The sequence below is a fragment of the Hominiventricola filiformis genome, assembly GCF_020686965.1.
Lineage (GTDB): Bacteria > Bacillota > Clostridia > Lachnospirales > Lachnospiraceae > Hominiventricola > Hominiventricola filiformis.
The window spans coordinates 142,433-157,312 of the sequence record NZ_JAJEPS010000002.1 but is presented as its reverse complement, the minus strand read 5'-3'; the positions used below and the strand labels follow the sequence as shown (position 1 = coordinate 157,312).

General features: G+C 46.0%; 14 protein-coding genes. 11 read left to right on the top strand and 3 right to left on the bottom strand.

The genetic code is table 11. The annotated features are described in order from the left end of the window. The first annotated feature begins 42 nt into the window (after positions 1–42). The 7 genes from purB to LKD36_RS03495 all read left to right on the top strand — a co-directional run bounded on the left by purB (position 43) and on the right by LKD36_RS03495 (position 8,170). Positions 43–1,476 (top strand): adenylosuccinate lyase, encoded by a 1,434-nt coding sequence (purB, locus tag LKD36_RS03525; RefSeq protein WP_118770216.1) that lies wholly within the window; start codon positions 43–45, stop codon positions 1,474–1,476. 30 nt (positions 1,477–1,506) lie between these two features. After that, positions 1,507–2,406, top strand: coding sequence for a putative ABC transporter permease (locus tag LKD36_RS03520; protein ID WP_308458700.1), 900 nt, complete (start codon positions 1,507–1,509; stop codon positions 2,404–2,406). 91 nt (positions 2,407–2,497) lie between these two features. After that, positions 2,498–2,947: a MarR family winged helix-turn-helix transcriptional regulator gene (locus tag LKD36_RS03515; protein ID WP_118770214.1), complete on the top strand. Its 450-nt coding sequence runs from the start codon at positions 2,498–2,500 to the stop codon at positions 2,945–2,947. Then, a complete protein-coding gene (locus LKD36_RS03510) occupies positions 2,940–4,694 on the top strand; it encodes an ABC transporter ATP-binding protein (protein WP_118770213.1) in 1,755 nt (584 codons plus the stop codon). The genes LKD36_RS03515 and LKD36_RS03510 overlap by 8 nt, the downstream gene beginning before the upstream one ends. Then, a complete protein-coding gene (locus LKD36_RS03505; RefSeq protein ID WP_118770212.1) occupies positions 4,687–6,579 on the top strand; it encodes an ABC transporter ATP-binding protein in 1,893 nt (630 codons plus the stop codon). Before LKD36_RS03510 ends, LKD36_RS03505 begins: the two co-directional genes overlap by 8 nt. Further along, positions 6,576–7,235 carry an HAD family hydrolase gene (locus LKD36_RS03500; RefSeq protein ID WP_308458699.1) on the top strand — a complete coding sequence of 220 codons (660 nt, stop codon included), beginning with the start codon at positions 6,576–6,578 and terminating at the stop codon, positions 7,233–7,235. Before LKD36_RS03505 ends, LKD36_RS03500 begins: the two co-directional genes overlap by 4 nt. A 32-nt stretch (positions 7,236–7,267) precedes the next feature. Next, on the top strand, positions 7,268–8,170 hold the full coding sequence (locus LKD36_RS03495) for a DMT family transporter (protein WP_308458698.1): 903 nt from the start codon (positions 7,268–7,270) through the stop codon (positions 8,168–8,170). 219 nt (positions 8,171–8,389) lie between these two features. Here the strand turns inward: LKD36_RS03495 and LKD36_RS03490 are convergent, their stop codons facing one another. Genes LKD36_RS03490 through LKD36_RS03480 form a run of 3 tightly spaced genes read right to left on the bottom strand, consistent with a single transcriptional unit; the run spans position 8,390 to position 9,903 of the window. Then, positions 8,390–9,259 carry a deoxyribonuclease IV gene (locus LKD36_RS03490; RefSeq protein ID WP_308458697.1) on the bottom strand — a complete coding sequence of 290 codons (870 nt, stop codon included), beginning with the start codon at positions 9,257–9,259 and terminating at the stop codon, positions 8,390–8,392. Between the two features lie 16 nt (positions 9,260–9,275). Then, positions 9,276–9,599, bottom strand: coding sequence for a PTS lactose/cellobiose transporter subunit IIA (locus tag LKD36_RS03485; protein WP_118770208.1), 324 nt, complete (start codon positions 9,597–9,599; stop codon positions 9,276–9,278). A gap of 4 nt (positions 9,600–9,603) precedes the next feature. Then, entirely contained in the window at positions 9,604–9,903 is a 300-nt protein-coding gene (locus tag LKD36_RS03480) for a PTS sugar transporter subunit IIB (protein ID WP_118770207.1), read from the bottom strand. Positions 9,904–9,980: 77 nt separating this feature from the next. On the opposite strand from LKD36_RS03480, the gene LKD36_RS03475 reads away from it, so the two are divergent. The 4 genes from LKD36_RS03475 to LKD36_RS03460 all read left to right on the top strand — a co-directional run bounded on the left by LKD36_RS03475 (position 9,981) and on the right by LKD36_RS03460 (position 14,878). Further along, entirely contained in the window at positions 9,981–10,694 is a 714-nt protein-coding gene (locus LKD36_RS03475; protein ID WP_308458696.1) for a MurR/RpiR family transcriptional regulator, read from the top strand. A 224-nt stretch (positions 10,695–10,918) separates the two neighbouring features. Beyond that, positions 10,919–12,325 (top strand): family 4 glycosyl hydrolase, encoded by a 1,407-nt coding sequence (locus LKD36_RS03470; protein WP_308458695.1) that lies wholly within the window; start codon positions 10,919–10,921, stop codon positions 12,323–12,325. An 18-nt stretch (positions 12,326–12,343) separates the two neighbouring features. Then, on the top strand, positions 12,344–13,642 hold the full coding sequence (locus tag LKD36_RS03465; RefSeq protein WP_308458694.1) for a PTS sugar transporter subunit IIC: 1,299 nt from the start codon (positions 12,344–12,346) through the stop codon (positions 13,640–13,642). A 150-nt stretch (positions 13,643–13,792) separates the two neighbouring features. Then, the gene (locus LKD36_RS03460) at positions 13,793–14,878 is read left to right on the top strand and encodes an LURP-one-related/scramblase family protein (RefSeq protein WP_308458693.1); all 1,086 of its coding nucleotides are present in this window, start codon (positions 13,793–13,795) and stop codon (positions 14,876–14,878) included. The last annotated feature ends 2 nt before the right edge of the window (positions 14,879–14,880 follow it).

The following is a 14,880-nucleotide window of genomic DNA, read 5'->3' as shown; positions in this document are numbered from 1 at the left end:
TTAGCATTGACAGTACACAAACACAGAAAGGAAAATAATCATATGAGTACAGACAGATATACAAGCCCGTTATCAGAGCGTTATGCCAGTAAGGAGATGCAGTACATTTTCTCCCAGGATATGAAATTCAAGACCTGGAGGAAACTGTGGATTGCACTGGCAGAGACTGAGAAAGAGCTGGGACTGCCCATTACCCAGGAACAGATCGATGAGCTGAAAGCCCATGCAGAGGACATCAATTATGATGTGGCAAAAGCCCGCGAAAAAGAGGTTCGTCATGATGTAATGTCCCACGTTTATGCGTATGGTGTGCAGTGCCCGAAGGCAAAAGGAATCATCCATCTTGGTGCAACTTCCTGTTATGTAGGAGACAACACGGATATTATTATTATGACCGAGGGACTTCGTCTGGTTCGCAAAAAACTTATCAATGTAATTGCAGAGCTGGCAAAATTTGCTGACCAGTACAAAGCACTTCCGACCCTTGCATTTACGCATTTCCAGCCGGCACAGCCGACTACCGTTGGCAAGAGAGCATCCCTGTGGCTCAATGAGTTCTGCATGGATCTGGAGGATCTGGAATATGTATTAAGTACCATGAAACTTCTTGGTTCCAAAGGAACAACCGGTACCCAGGCAAGCTTCCTGGAACTCTTCGATGGAGATCAGGAGAAGATTGATCAGATTGATCCGATGATCGCAAAGAAGATGGGCTTTGAAAAATGTGTTCCGGTATCCGGACAGACCTATTCCAGAAAAGTGGATACCAGAGTAATGAACATTCTGGCAGGTATCGCAGCCAGCGCCCACAAGATGTCCAACGATATCCGTCTGCTGCAGCATTTGAAAGAAGTAGAGGAACCCTTTGAAAAATCCCAGATCGGTTCTTCTGCTATGGCATATAAGAGAAATCCTATGAGAAGTGAGCGTATTGCTTCTCTTTCCAGATATGTGATGATTGACGCCCTGAATCCGGCTATCACTTCTGCTACCCAGTGGTTTGAGAGAACCCTGGATGATTCCGCTAACAAGCGTCTTTCCATCGCAGAGGGATTCCTGACCATTGACGGTATTCTGGACCTGTGTCTCAACGTCGTAGATGGTCTGGTGGTTTATCCGAAGGTAATCGAGAAGAGACTGCGCAGCGAGCTTCCGTTCATGGCAACCGAGAACATCATGATGGATGCGGTAAAAGCAGGTGGAGACCGCCAGGAGCTTCATGAGAGAATCAGAACTCTTTCCATGGAAGCAGGTAAGAATGTCAAGGTAGAAGGAAAAGACAACAACCTTCTGGAACTGATTGCAGCAGATCCGGCATTTAACATGACGCTGGAGCAGCTGGAATCCTGCATGGAACCTTCCAGATACGTGGGCCGTTCCGAGATTCAGGTAACCAATTTCCTGCGTGATGTGGTACAGCCGATCCTGGATGCCAACAAAGACGTTCTGGGAGTGAAGGCAGAGATCACTGTATAGTTTTCAAAAAGAATCGGAGGAATTACCGTATTGTATAGCTACACGTTCAGACAGTGGTTATCCTTCTTTTATCTCTATTGTATATTTGGCTGGTGCTTTGAGTCGGCGTATGTATCCCTCAAACAGCTCCGGCCTGTGAACCGGGGCTTCCTAAAGGGGCCCTGGCTTCCTTTATATGGAAGTGGTGCGATTTTGGTGCTGTGGATGACCTTGCCATTCCAGAATTCACCGGTGGAAGTGTATGTTGTTGGCCTGGTGGGGGCTACCGTATTGGAATACTTTACCGGAGAAGCCATGGTGCGGCTCTTTAAGGTACGGTACTGGGATTACAGCAACCAGCATTTTCAGTATAAGGGACATATTTGTTTAAGTTCCTCCATTGCATGGGGATTTTTAAGCATTGCCATGGTCTATGGCATTCAGCCTCAGGTGGAGCGGTTTGTCTTCTGGATGAATCAGGAATTTGTATCGGTAGCAACCTTCCTCATTACCGTCTGCATGGTTTACGATTTCAGCGGAGCTTTCCGGGAGGCTATGGATCTGCGTCATATGCTGGAGCAGGCAGAGCAGCTGATGGCAGAACTGGAGCAGCGGGCAGCAGAGAAGAAGCGGCTTCTGGAAGCTGCCTCTACCTTTGCGAAGGAAGCGGTCTCTGAGAAGCTGGCCGATACGAAGGAAGCCCTTGCGGAACGACTTCCGTCCGTGGAGACACCTGATCCGGGACAGCTGAAAGAGAAAGTACTGGAACGGTTGGAAAAAGAGATGGCACAGCTGGAAGACCGTCAGGAGCAGTTAAAAGGGCGGATGACCAGCGGCGCCGCGTGGTTTCTGACCCACAACCCGGGTTCCCGGTTTATGAATGCGGGAATTGACCGGTCTACGGAGATCCGGGAGCGGATTTTAAAACGGAAGAACACAAAAAGTTCATAATTTATGAAGGATTTCCTTCTTGACTTTGTTAGAACTCTAACGTATACTCGTTAGAGTTCTAACTTTTTATAGGCAGGAAAGGAGGAAATAAATGCTGCAGACAGAAGACCATCCGATTAAGACGATTATGGATTTAAGCTGTCTTTTGCGTCGTGCCATGGAGCAGGAGATGGAAGAGTTCAAACTTTCGTCCATTCAGAGCCGGATTCTGGGATTTCTCTGGTACAAGAGAAATCATCATGAAAAGGCATTTCAGAAAGAGCTGGAATCCGAATTCAAGATTCGCAGGTCTTCCGTAACCAGTGTGATTCAGGGATTGGAAAAGCATGGACTTGTGGAGCGCAGGAGTGTGAGTACCGATGCCAGACAAAAAGAGCTGGTATTGACGGAAGAAGGCGTCCGGGTACAGCGTCAGGTCATTGAGCGTATTGAAGAGATGGAAAAGCGCGTCAATGGATGGCTGAGTCCGGAAGAGCGGGAATGGTGGCTCCGCTGCGTGAATAAGATAGAGACTGGATTAAAGGAGGCTGAATATGATTAAAAAACTCATGTCCTATATCGGAGAATTCAAGAGAGATACGATTCTTTCCCCGGTATTTGTAACAGTGGAAGTATTTCTGGAAGTACTGCTCCCCACTTTGATGGCGCTGGTCATCGACAACGGAGTAGAGACCGGGGATATGAATTATGTAATGAAAATGGGACTCATAATGCTGGTAGTTGCCATGCTGTCCCTGGCTGCAGGTACCCTGTCGGGTGTATTTGCGGCGAAAGCGTCCATGGGATTTGGACGTAATTTAAGAAGAGGAATGTTTGATAATATTCAGGATTTTGCATTCCGGAATATTGATCATTTCTCCACGGCAGGTCTGGTTACCCGTATGACTACGGATGTGACCAACGTGCAGAATGCATACCAGATGCTGGTGCGTATGTTTGTGCGGGCGCCGATCATGATGATTTCCGCACTGATCATGTGTGTGAAAATTAATGCAAGGATATCACTGATTTTCCTGGCTGCGCTGGTATTTCTGGGATTGGTGCTGTCATTTGTAATCAGAAGGGCATTTCCGCTGTTCAATGAAATGTTCCGCGGCTATGACAGTTTGAATGCCAGTGTGCAGGAGAACCTGACAGGCATTCGTGTGGTAAAGGCTTATGTAAGAGAAGATCATGAAAATGACAAGTTCTGCAAAACAACAGATCGTCTGAAAAATTTAAGTGTCCATGCAGAAAAACTGGTCATTATGAACCAGCCGGTCATGCAGTTGACGGTATATACCTGTATTCTTTTGATTTCCTGGATTGGTGCAAAAATGATTGTAGTGAATGGCACCATGACCACTGGAGAACTTATGAGTCTCTTTACTTATACCATGCAGATTCTTATGAGTCTGATGATGATGTCCATGGTATTTGTCATGGTCACCATGGCAAGTTCTTCTGCAAAGCGTATTACAGAAGTGCTGGATGAGAAGAGTACTCTTCACAATCCGGAAAACCCGGTATATCAGGTAGAGGATGGTTCTATTGAATTTGACCATGTAAATTTTGCTTACAGCGAAAATGAGACGAAGGAAGAGCGGGAGGAGAAATGTGTCCTTGCTGATATCAATTTCCAGATTCATTCTGGAGAGACCATCGGCATTATCGGTGGAACCGGAAGCTCCAAGTCTACGCTGGTACAGCTGATTCCGAGACTTTACGACGTACTGGATGGTTCCGTGCGTGTAGGCGGAAGAGATGTCCGGGAGTATGATATCGAGACCCTTCGAAATGAGGTATCTATGGTACTCCAGAAGAACGTATTGTTCTCCGGTACCATTCTTGATAATCTGCGCTGGGGCAACAAGGAGGCAACGGAGGAAGAATGCCGTCATGCCTGCGAGCTTGCCCAGGCCAGTGAGTTTATTGACAAGATGCCGGATGGCTATGAGACCTTCATTGAGCAGGGGGGAAGTAATGTTTCCGGCGGTCAGAAACAAAGACTCTGTATTGCCAGAGCCCTCTTAAAGAAGCCGAAGATCCTGATTCTCGACGACTCCACCAGTGCGGTGGATACGAAGACCGATGCTCTGATCCGGAAGGCATTCCGGGAGGAGATTCCGGCTACGACCAAAATTATCATTGCCCAGCGTATTTCTTCTATTGAAGATGCCGATCGGATTCTGGTTCTTGACCAGGGACGTATCTCTGGCATGGGAACCCATGAAGAGCTCTTAGAGACCAATGAGATTTACCGGGATATTTACAGATTACAGCAGAAAGGAGCAGGTTTGAATGAATAAGAAGAACATGAATGGACGCGGCAGCAAGAATCCGGGCAAGACCCTGATGCGCCTGCTCTCCTATGTGTGGAACTATTATAAAGTGGAATGTGTGTTTGTTGCTATCGGCATTGCGGTCAGTTCTCTGGCTGCTGTGGCAGGCAATCTGTTTATTAAAAATCTGATCGATGATTATATCATGCCGTTCCTTTCCGAAAATAATCCGAGTTTTGCTCCCCTTGTACGGGCACTGCTTATAATGGCAGGAATTTACTATATCGGAACCTTTGCCACGTTTCTTTATGCGAGACTGATGGTCAATGTGACCCAGGGAACTTTGAAACGGATTCGTGATGATATGTTTACCCATATGGAGCGCCTGCCCATCAAATACTTCGATACCCATGCCCATGGCGATATCATGAGCTGCTACACCAACGATACGGATACACTTCGCCAGATGATCAGCCAGAGTATTCCACAGATGTTAAGCTCTGTGATCACCATTGTAAGTACGTTCATTTCCATGATTGTGCTGAGTATTCCCCTGACGCTGCTGATCATTGTTATGGTTGCTGTTATGGTCGGAGCGGTCCGGAAGATTGGTTCCCAGAGTGGAAAATACTTTATCCGCCAGCAGAAGGATCTGGGAGTTCTGAACGGTTACATTGAAGAGATGATGGAAGGCCAGAAGGTGGTCAAAGTATTCTGTCATGAGGAAGAGACGAAAAAGAAATTCTATGAGCTTAACGACGGACTTTTTGACAGTGCAAAAAATGCAAATATTTATGCCAACATTCTGATGCCGGTTATGGCAAACCTTGGAAATATCAACTACGTTATTACTCTGGCAGTTGGTTCTATTCTGGCCATCAATGGTGTGGGCGGTCTGACCCTTGGTGCACTGGCATCTTTCCTGCAGCTGACGAGAAGCTTTAATATGCCGATCACCCAGGTGTCCCAGCAGTTTAACTCCATTATTATGGCGCTGGCAGGAGCAGAGCGTGTCTTTGATCTCCTGGATGAGCCGGTGGAAGAAGATCATGGTTACGTAACTCTGGTCAATGCGGTGGAGGAGCCGGACGGAACTCTTAAAGAGTCTCCGGTGAGAACTGGTATCTGGGCATGGAAACATCCCCACCAGGCAGATGGTACTATCACCTACGAAAAACTCCAGGGTGATGTGGTATTCAACGGTGTAGACTTTGGATATACGGATGACAAGATCGTTCTTCATGATATTAAGATGTATGCAAAACCGGGACAGAAAGTTGCATTTGTCGGTGCAACCGGTGCCGGAAAGACGACAATTACCAACCTGATTAACCGTTTTTATGATATTCAGGATGGAAAGATCCGTTATGATGGTATTAATATTAATAAAATCAAGAAACCGGATTTAAGAAGATCTCTTGGCATGGTACTGCAGGATACCCATCTGTTTACCGGAACCGTGGCAGACAATATCCGTTACGGAAAATTGGATGCAACGGACGAGGAAGTTATCGCAGCGGCAAAACTGGCCAATGCCCATTATTTCATTACCAAACTGCCGCAGGGATACGATACGGTCTTAAGCGGCGACGGTTCCGAGCTTTCTCAGGGTGAGCGTCAGCTTCTGGCCATTGCGCGTGCAGCCATCGCAGATCCGCCGGTACTGATTCTTGACGAGGCAACATCCAGTATTGATACAAGAACCGAGACCATCGTCCAGAGTGGTATGGATAAGCTGATGAAAGGCAGAACGGTCTTTGTCATTGCCCATCGTCTCTCTACTATTAAGAACTCTGATGTTATCATGGTACTGGATCAGGGACGCATCATCGAACGTGGTGACCACGAGTCTCTGCTGGCAGAAAAAGGACGTTATTATCAGTTATATACGGGAGCATTTGAATTATCATGATAAAAGGCGTATTATTTGATCTTGACGGGACACTGCTTGATACTCTGGAGGATTTGTACCAAAGTGTCAATGCAGCCCTTGCTGCCTGCGGTTTCCCGGAACGAACCAGAATGGAAGTCAGAAGTTTTGTAGGAAATGGAGTCCGGAACCTCATGGTCCGTTCCGTACCGGACGGAGAAGAGAATCCGAAGTTTGAGGAGTGTTTTCAGAAATTCCGGGAACATTATGCGGTGCATTTAAACGACCATACGGCGCCCTATGCAGGGATTATGGAACTGCTGGCAGAGCTGAAGGAAAAAGGAATTCCCACGGCGGTTGTCTCCAATAAATCCGATGCGGCAGTGAAGGAACTGTGCCGGGAGACCTTTAGAGATCTGGTGCCGCTGGCTATCGGAGAATCTGAGCGGGTGAAGAAAAAGCCAGCGCCGGATACCGTGATTGAGGCGGCAGCAGGAATCGGTGTTCCACTGAAGGACTGTGTCTATGTAGGGGATTCCGAAGTAGATCTTGCTACTGCAGAAAACGCCGGGATTCCGTGTATTTCTGTCTCCTGGGGATTTCGTGATAAGGAACTGCTGGAAAGTCTGGGAGCAAAGACGCTCCTTGACACGGTGTCAGAATTAAGAGACTGTCTTCTGGACATGGCATCAAAATAAGAAGAATAGACAGTCGGAGGATGAGTGAGAGAATGAAACAGATGAAAAATAATGTGCTGCTGGTGCTGACAGCCCTGATCTGGGGCTGTGCATTCGTAGCACAGAGCGTGGGAATGGATTATGTCGGACCCTTTACTTTTAATGCAGTCCGGTGTCTGATTGGTGCGGCAGTGCTGATCCCGGTGATTCTATTTATGGATAAGAGCGCCAGAAAAAGCGGACTTACGGATGAAGAAATGAAAAGCCGTCGTGGAGATACAAAGACGCTGGTTACCGGAGGTATTTGCTGCGGACTGGCCCTTGGTATTGCGAGCAGCCTGCAGCAGTGGGGCATCTTGTTTACAACGGTAGGAAAAGCCGGATTTATTACCGCCATGTATATTGTACTGGTTCCAATTTTCGGTATTTTTCTTGGAAAGAAAGTCCGTCTGCTCATCTGGTTCTGTGTGGCACTGGCGGTAGCAGGTCTTTATTTTCTCTGCATGAATGAGACATTTCGTCTTAACACAGGGGACTTTCTGGTGATCCTGTGTGCGGTATGTTTTTCAGTGCATATCCTGGTTATTGACCATTTTTCACCAAAAGTGGATGGCGTACGGCTGTCTGCAATCCAGTTTTTGGTGGCAGGTATTGCCTGCGGAATCCCTATGCTGATCTGGGAACACCCGGAATTAACGGGCATTCTGGCAGCATCTATGCCGCTTCTGTATGCGGGAGTCATGTCCTGCGGGGTGGCTTATACGCTACAGATTATAGCCCAAAAAAATGCGGACCCCACTGTGGCATCTCTGCTCTTAAGTCTGGAGTCCGTCTTTTCCGTGCTGGCAGGATGGGTGATTCTGCATCAGAGCCTGAGCATCAGAGAACTGTTCGGTTGTGTACTCATGTTCGGAGCTATTATTCTTGCACAGCTGCCGGAGAAAACGAAGGCATAAGGAAACTCACATGTGGTAAACCGGCAGAAAAAAGGTGACAGGATGTGAGCGGAACCGCTCGCGCTAAGTCCTCGATCCAGCGGTACTAACACTCGAACATCGCAAAAAGCTTGTTCTCGTGAAGTACCGGGACTGCGGACGTTCCTTTCACATCCTGTCACCTTTCTCTGCCTGATTCAGCAACTGTGAATCATAGCCTTCTATCTTCCGAAGCATTGTCTATGAATGATAGCCCGCGCGCAGCATAGCAATTTCTTCTTTATAAGGGGCTCTGGTATTCTTTTTATCACCGTCAACGGGAATCCACGGCGTTTCGAGAATCTTCGGAACATCCGCAAAATCCGGATGATGGACGATGTAGTTCAGAGCATCAAAACCAATACAGCCTCTTCCAAGATTCTCGTGGCGGTCCTTTGCGGCTCCACGGGGATTTTTGCTGTCATTGATATGGAAGGCAGCAATCTGATCTTTTCCCAGCACCTGGTCAAAGTGTGCAATTACCCCGTCAAAATCGTTGACAATATCATAACCACTGTCATGGGTATGGCAGGTATCGAAGCAGACACGAAGCCGGTCTTTTTTCTCTACGCCGTCATAAATCCGTGCCAGCTCCTCAAAATTCCGTCCAATCTCAGAACCTTTTCCAGCCATGGTTTCCAGTGCTACCATACAGTTTGTATCGTCTGTCAGTACTTCATTTAATCCCTTTACAATCGAGGCAATACCGGCATCCACACCGGCTCCTACGTGGGCACCCGGGTGAAGTACCATGATATTGCTGCCCATGGCGTCGGCACGGGTCAGCTCCAGCCGGAGAAAATTGACGGCCAGTTCATAGGTTTCCGGTTTGACGGTGTTGGCCAGATTGATGATATAGGGAGCATGGATAATGAACTCATCGATGCCATTTTCTTTCATCAGTGCGTGGGCAGCGTCAATGTTCAGCTCACTGATCTCTTTTCGGCGGGTATTCTGGGGCGCGCCGGTGTAAATCATAAAGGTATTTGCCCCGTAAGAGAGAGCTTCTTCCACAGAGCCGAGCATCATTTTTTTACCGCTCATGCCTACATGGGAACCGAGTTTTAACATAAGAAAGTCCTCCGACTCAGTTGATTCTTTTGTAGACTTCGATTAGTTCTTCTGCCATGATTCGGGCCATTTCGGCCATTGCCAGCTGATCCTCAGCATGAACCAGAAGTAATCGGGTCAGAAGTCCACCTTCTGTACCGGTTTCTTCCTGAAGTAATCCAAAATGTGCTTCATGGGCATGCAGGTAGTTTTCATTTCCGCGTTCAATAGCTGCTTCAGCCTGTTCGAAGTCTCCCGATTTGGCACATTCAACAGCTTCCAGATAGTCACTTTTTGCAGCACCGCTATAGGAAATCAGTCCCAGGCAGGATTGTTCCAGAACTTCCTGAGTAATTGTCATAGGATCAGTCCTCCATATATTTTTTGATGTCGGAATATACTTTTTTACCATCCATCATTCCATAGGCCATCATATCAATGACTTCTACCGGTTTTCCGGGTGCCATCTCACTGATACGTTTCTGAAGATAACGGATCTGCGGCCCAAGCAGAATTAAATCCGCTTTTCCAACATGTTCTCTTGCTTTAATTTCACTGGCAGCCCAGATATGAAGCTCTTTTCCGTCTTCTTTTGCAGCCTGTGTAATTTTTTCACAGAGCATTCCGGTAGACATACCCTGAGAACAAAGTAATAATACGTTCATTTGAAAATCCTCCTGATTAATTTTTTGTTAAAGTGTGTTATAATATGGCAATGTACATTCACAGAGAGGTGATTTTTTTGAAAAACCTGCATTTTTCACAGCAACACTTATTAAATGAAACAGAGCATAAAGTCCTGTCCTGTATACTGAATGCAATCGAACAGGGAGATACAAAGATTAATATCCGGATGATAGCACGTCAGGCTTATGTCTCTACAACTACGGTAATAAAGCTGGCAAAGAAACTTGGCTATCAGGGTTATAGTGATATGATCTATTCTCTGAGACATTCGGTTGACGAGGAACAAAAACCGGCAGAAGGTATTGAACTGACCAGTATTCTTGATCCTGTGAATGAGCCGGCCATAGATATGTTTGTCGAATTGCTTCTGAAACATCAGAATAACTGTATCTTTGTCATAGGACTTGGCTTTTCTACCATAGCCTCTTCTTATTTTATGAGAAGACTGGCTACGCTCGGATTTCTTGCCTATGATGGATCCCCTTCTGATATGATGCGGAGGGAAGACACCCCGAGCCTTTGCATATTTTTCTCTAAAAGCGGTGAGACAAAAGATCTGATCAATATTGCCCAGTGTGCAAAGGCCGCAGGTCATGATATCGCACTGATTACAGCTAATGGGTCTTCTGCTTTGGCGGACTTGAGCAGTCCGCATTTGGTGATCCGGTCAACAGGTTCAGTTGCTTATAATGTGCCGGATTTTTTTATTGGAAGAACGATCATTCTTCTGGAATATATCTTGTCCAAATTAGTACTTTATTTGCACTGAATATGCGTAAATATGCATATTCAGTGCTTTTGATACATTCTATCATTTTCGTTGCCGCACTTCAATCCTTCCGTTGAAAGAGTAACATGTTTTTTCTTGAAGTTACAAATTTCTTTGTCTTTCCAATCTCTTGAAAAAAAATCGCAAATTCCTTATCCTTTGTACAGATGAAGTCCTGCTGAATATGCAGGCGTATAAATATGCAAAAAAGGAAGGAAGCATGTATGAAAAAAAATTTTTCAGTTGCAATTGCCGGCGGCGGGAGTACCTATACTCCTGATATGCTGGAGATGCTTTGTCTGGTACGAGAGGATTTTCCTCTCCGGAAAGTCGTTCTCTATGACATTGATGCCGACAGACAGGAACATATAGGAAAATTTGGTGAGATCCTGTTTCGGGAATATTATCCGGAAGCTGAGTTTTCCTATACAACGGACCCTCAGAAAGCGTTTGAAGATATTGATTTTGTGCTGGTACAGATTCGTGCAGGCGGATTGAAAATGAGGGAACTGGATGAAAAGATTCCGCTTAAATATGGAGTGATTGGGCAGGAGACCTGCGGACCTGGAGGCTTTGCCTATGGAATGCGTTCTGTTCCGGCAATGATTGAACTTGTAAAAACCATCCGGCGCTATTCACCTGAAGCATGGATACTTAATTATTCCAATCCGGCTGCGATCGTGGCAGAGGCAACTAAACGGGTATTTCCGGATGATTATCGTTTGATCAATATCTGCGATATGCCGATTTCCATTATGGATATCTTCTGTCCGCTGGCAGGAGGAAGAAAGCGGACAGATGTGGAACCACGTTATTATGGACTGAACCATTTTGGCTGGTTTACCCATATGTATGACAAAAAGACCGGTGAAGATGTCCTTCCCGAGATGTTGGAAAAATTGAAGACCGGAGATTGCGACAGAGAACTTGGATATTCTGGAAAAAATGATGATTACTGGAATTTCACGTTTCGTCATCTGGAGAAAATGGTACAGGATTTCCCTCATTCTCTCCCAAATACGTATATGCAGTATTATCTTTATCCTGACACCATGGTGAAGCACAGTGATCCAAATTATACAAGAGCGAACACAGTCATCGACGGAAGAGAACGCCGGGTGAAGGAATACTGCGATGGTGTGGCCAGTCTCAATCAGATCCGCGGCACACAATATGATCTTGACTTGAAATACAGCCGCGGATCACATCTGGATGCAGATGGAAGTTTTGCATCTGCGACGGTTGCCCACAATGATGCACATGCCACCTATATTGTGGAACTGGCCATGAGCATTGCTTATAATCAAAATGATATTTTCTTGATTATTACAGAAAATAAAGGAATTGTTCCCAATCTTTCTGAAGGCATGATGCTGGAAGTTGCCTGCAGAGTTGGTATTAACGGGGCAGAGCCGCTTCGCATCCAGGAAGCAGGTGCCTTTGAGAAGGGGCTGCTGGAAGGACAGTATGCGTATGAAAAACTGACAGTAGATGCTGCACTGGAAGGCTCTTATCAAAAAGCACTGATGGCGCTTACAGTCAGTCGTACGGTTGGCGATGCGGAACTGGCCAGAACGCTTCTTGACGAATACATTGCCGCCAATGGAGAATATTTTCCGAAATTAGTCTGATTTACGAGGGAGGAAGACATGAAACATTTATCAAAGCTGATTGAAACTTATTTAATGCCATTATCCCAGAAGCTTTCAAGCAACAAATATCTGGTTGCCCTGCGTGACGGTCTGATGCTGTCCATGCCACTTCTGATTGTTGGTTCACTTGCAATTGTTATTGGTGATTTCCCAATTCCGGCTTTTCATGAATTCATGACATCCATCGTTGGTGATGTATGGAATACCTGGTGCTGGGATATGGTAAATCCGGCAACTATGGGACTGGTTGCACTGTTTGCGGTGGTTGGAGTGTCCCATAGTCTTGCATCGGAAGAAGAGGTTGAGCCGCTTCCGGCAGTGGCAATCTCTATCAGTGCCTATTTTCTTCTGCTCCAGCAGATAGATGGAGGCGGATATGCTACATCCAGTTTTGACTCCGCAGGTCTTTTTACTGCAATGCTGACAGCGTTAATCGCAACGAAGCTGTATGCAGTTCTTCTGAAGAAAGATATTAAGATTAAAATGCCGTCTACTGTTCCGGGATTTGTGACAAGACAGTTTGAAGCACTGATTCCGGCAACCCTGATCGTGATTCTGTTTCTGATTTTGCGGTTGATTTTTGAAGCAACTCCCTATGGAACTGTATCTAACTTTATCGTTACAGTGATTCAGATGCCGCTCACCAATATAGGAACAACCTTCATAGGAACAATTTTCATTACTGTGCTGAATTCTATATTATGGTTTTTCGGTATTCATGGAACGGCGGTAATTGATTCTTTTATGGGGCCTTTGTGGTATGCAGCACGTTTTGCAAATCTGGATATTTTTCAGACCACAGCAGACGCTGTCAGACCGTATATTGCAACGCAGGATTTTGCTAATCTGATTATTTTCCTTGGCGGTACCGGTAATACAGTTTCCCTGGCTTTGATCATGGCATTTAAATGTAAATCAAAACGCCTGAAATCTCTCGGAAAACTGAGCTTTCTGCCGGGTATCTTTAATGTAAATGAACCGGTTATTTTCGGACTTCCGCTGGTTTTGAATCCGATGATGGCGATTCCTTTCTTTATTGTACCGCTTGTTACGGTAGGAATCTCTTTCGCGGCTATGTTCTTCGGACTGGTACCGTATCCTACGGGTGTCACTGTTCCGTGGACCATGCCTGCACCGTTTGGAGGATGGATGATGTGTGCTGATATCCGAGGCGGTATTCTGCAGTTGATAGTACTGGTAATCGGAGGATTGATCTATTATCCCTTTATCAACGCACTGGATCAGCAGTATCTGAAAGAGGAAAGTGCAGAAGCACAGACAGAACTGAAAGGGTAGAACGTATAATGAAATGTGGCATAGCTCCCTGATAGCGGGCTATGCCATTTTTTTGCTCTAAATGTCAACCCTACCCATCCGAGTAGTGCCATAACAGATAGATTTCAGTAAAATTAAATTATTATGTTACGGTGGAAAAGGGGTGTACATATGAAGATGCGGACGTTTCTTTATCGACTGGTGGGAGCTGTGATTGTGCTGCTGGGACTGGCATTGCTTTTTAAATTCTGGTACAGTAAATTCTTTATTTCTGTATCAACGGTGATCGTGATTATTGGAGTTGCGGTTTTTATGATGGCAAGCCCGGAATCCTATAATGCCTCGACAGATGTGGTGAAGATGATTGGCATGGGAGATACGGTACGGACCATCGAGGATTTTTACGAGGCATTTAAAAATGTACCGACGCCGCTGGGCAGCGGTTATCTGGGACATTTTTATACGATGAAGCAGCCGGCACTGATCTTTGGACCCGATTTTCAGGGCAATTATCTCTACTTCTGGCTGAATGGTTCCGGACTGAATGGTTATCTGGGTTATTCTTTTTTGGAAAGTATGATCAAAGATCGGATCAATGAGCCGCTGATTCCCATGAAGGAAGACTTTGGCGAGGATCTGGCAGGCTATATTTGTTTCCAGGCGGATGTGATGCTTTTGCAGAAATATTTATATGACAGCTTAAGTTCTTTTGCAAAGACGGGGGAGGTGCTTCCGATTCCGGCATCGGAGCCATCGGAAGTATATACTTTTACGGAAGATTTCAAGCTTGCAGGTCAGCAGTTTGATCTCTGCGATAAAGATGGAAATTTCATCTATCATATAGAAGGAACAGCACCACTTCTGAAGTTCTATGTGCGGGATGGACAGGAACGGGAAGTGTTCCGGGTGGAGAAGGAAATTCTCCATGTGCTGCCTGCCTACCGCTTCTATCTGAAGGGCGAGCTCTACGGAAAATTGGAGAAAAAACTGGAATTTATCAGAGATCATTTCACTATGGACGTAGCAGAAGGAAAGCTGGAGCTGCGGGAGTATGCCGGTTCTATCGGACGCAATTTCAGTGTGACCCTCAATGGCCGGATGCTGGGAGCTGTTATGGAGGATATGCAGTTTACCCTTCATAACATCGTTTTTGATAATTCGGTACTGATGGTTTACGACAGGGATTATCTGCCGCTTATGACCGCCATGGCCATTATGGTGGCAAGAGAGATTGCAAGAGACGAGGAGGATGAGTAAGC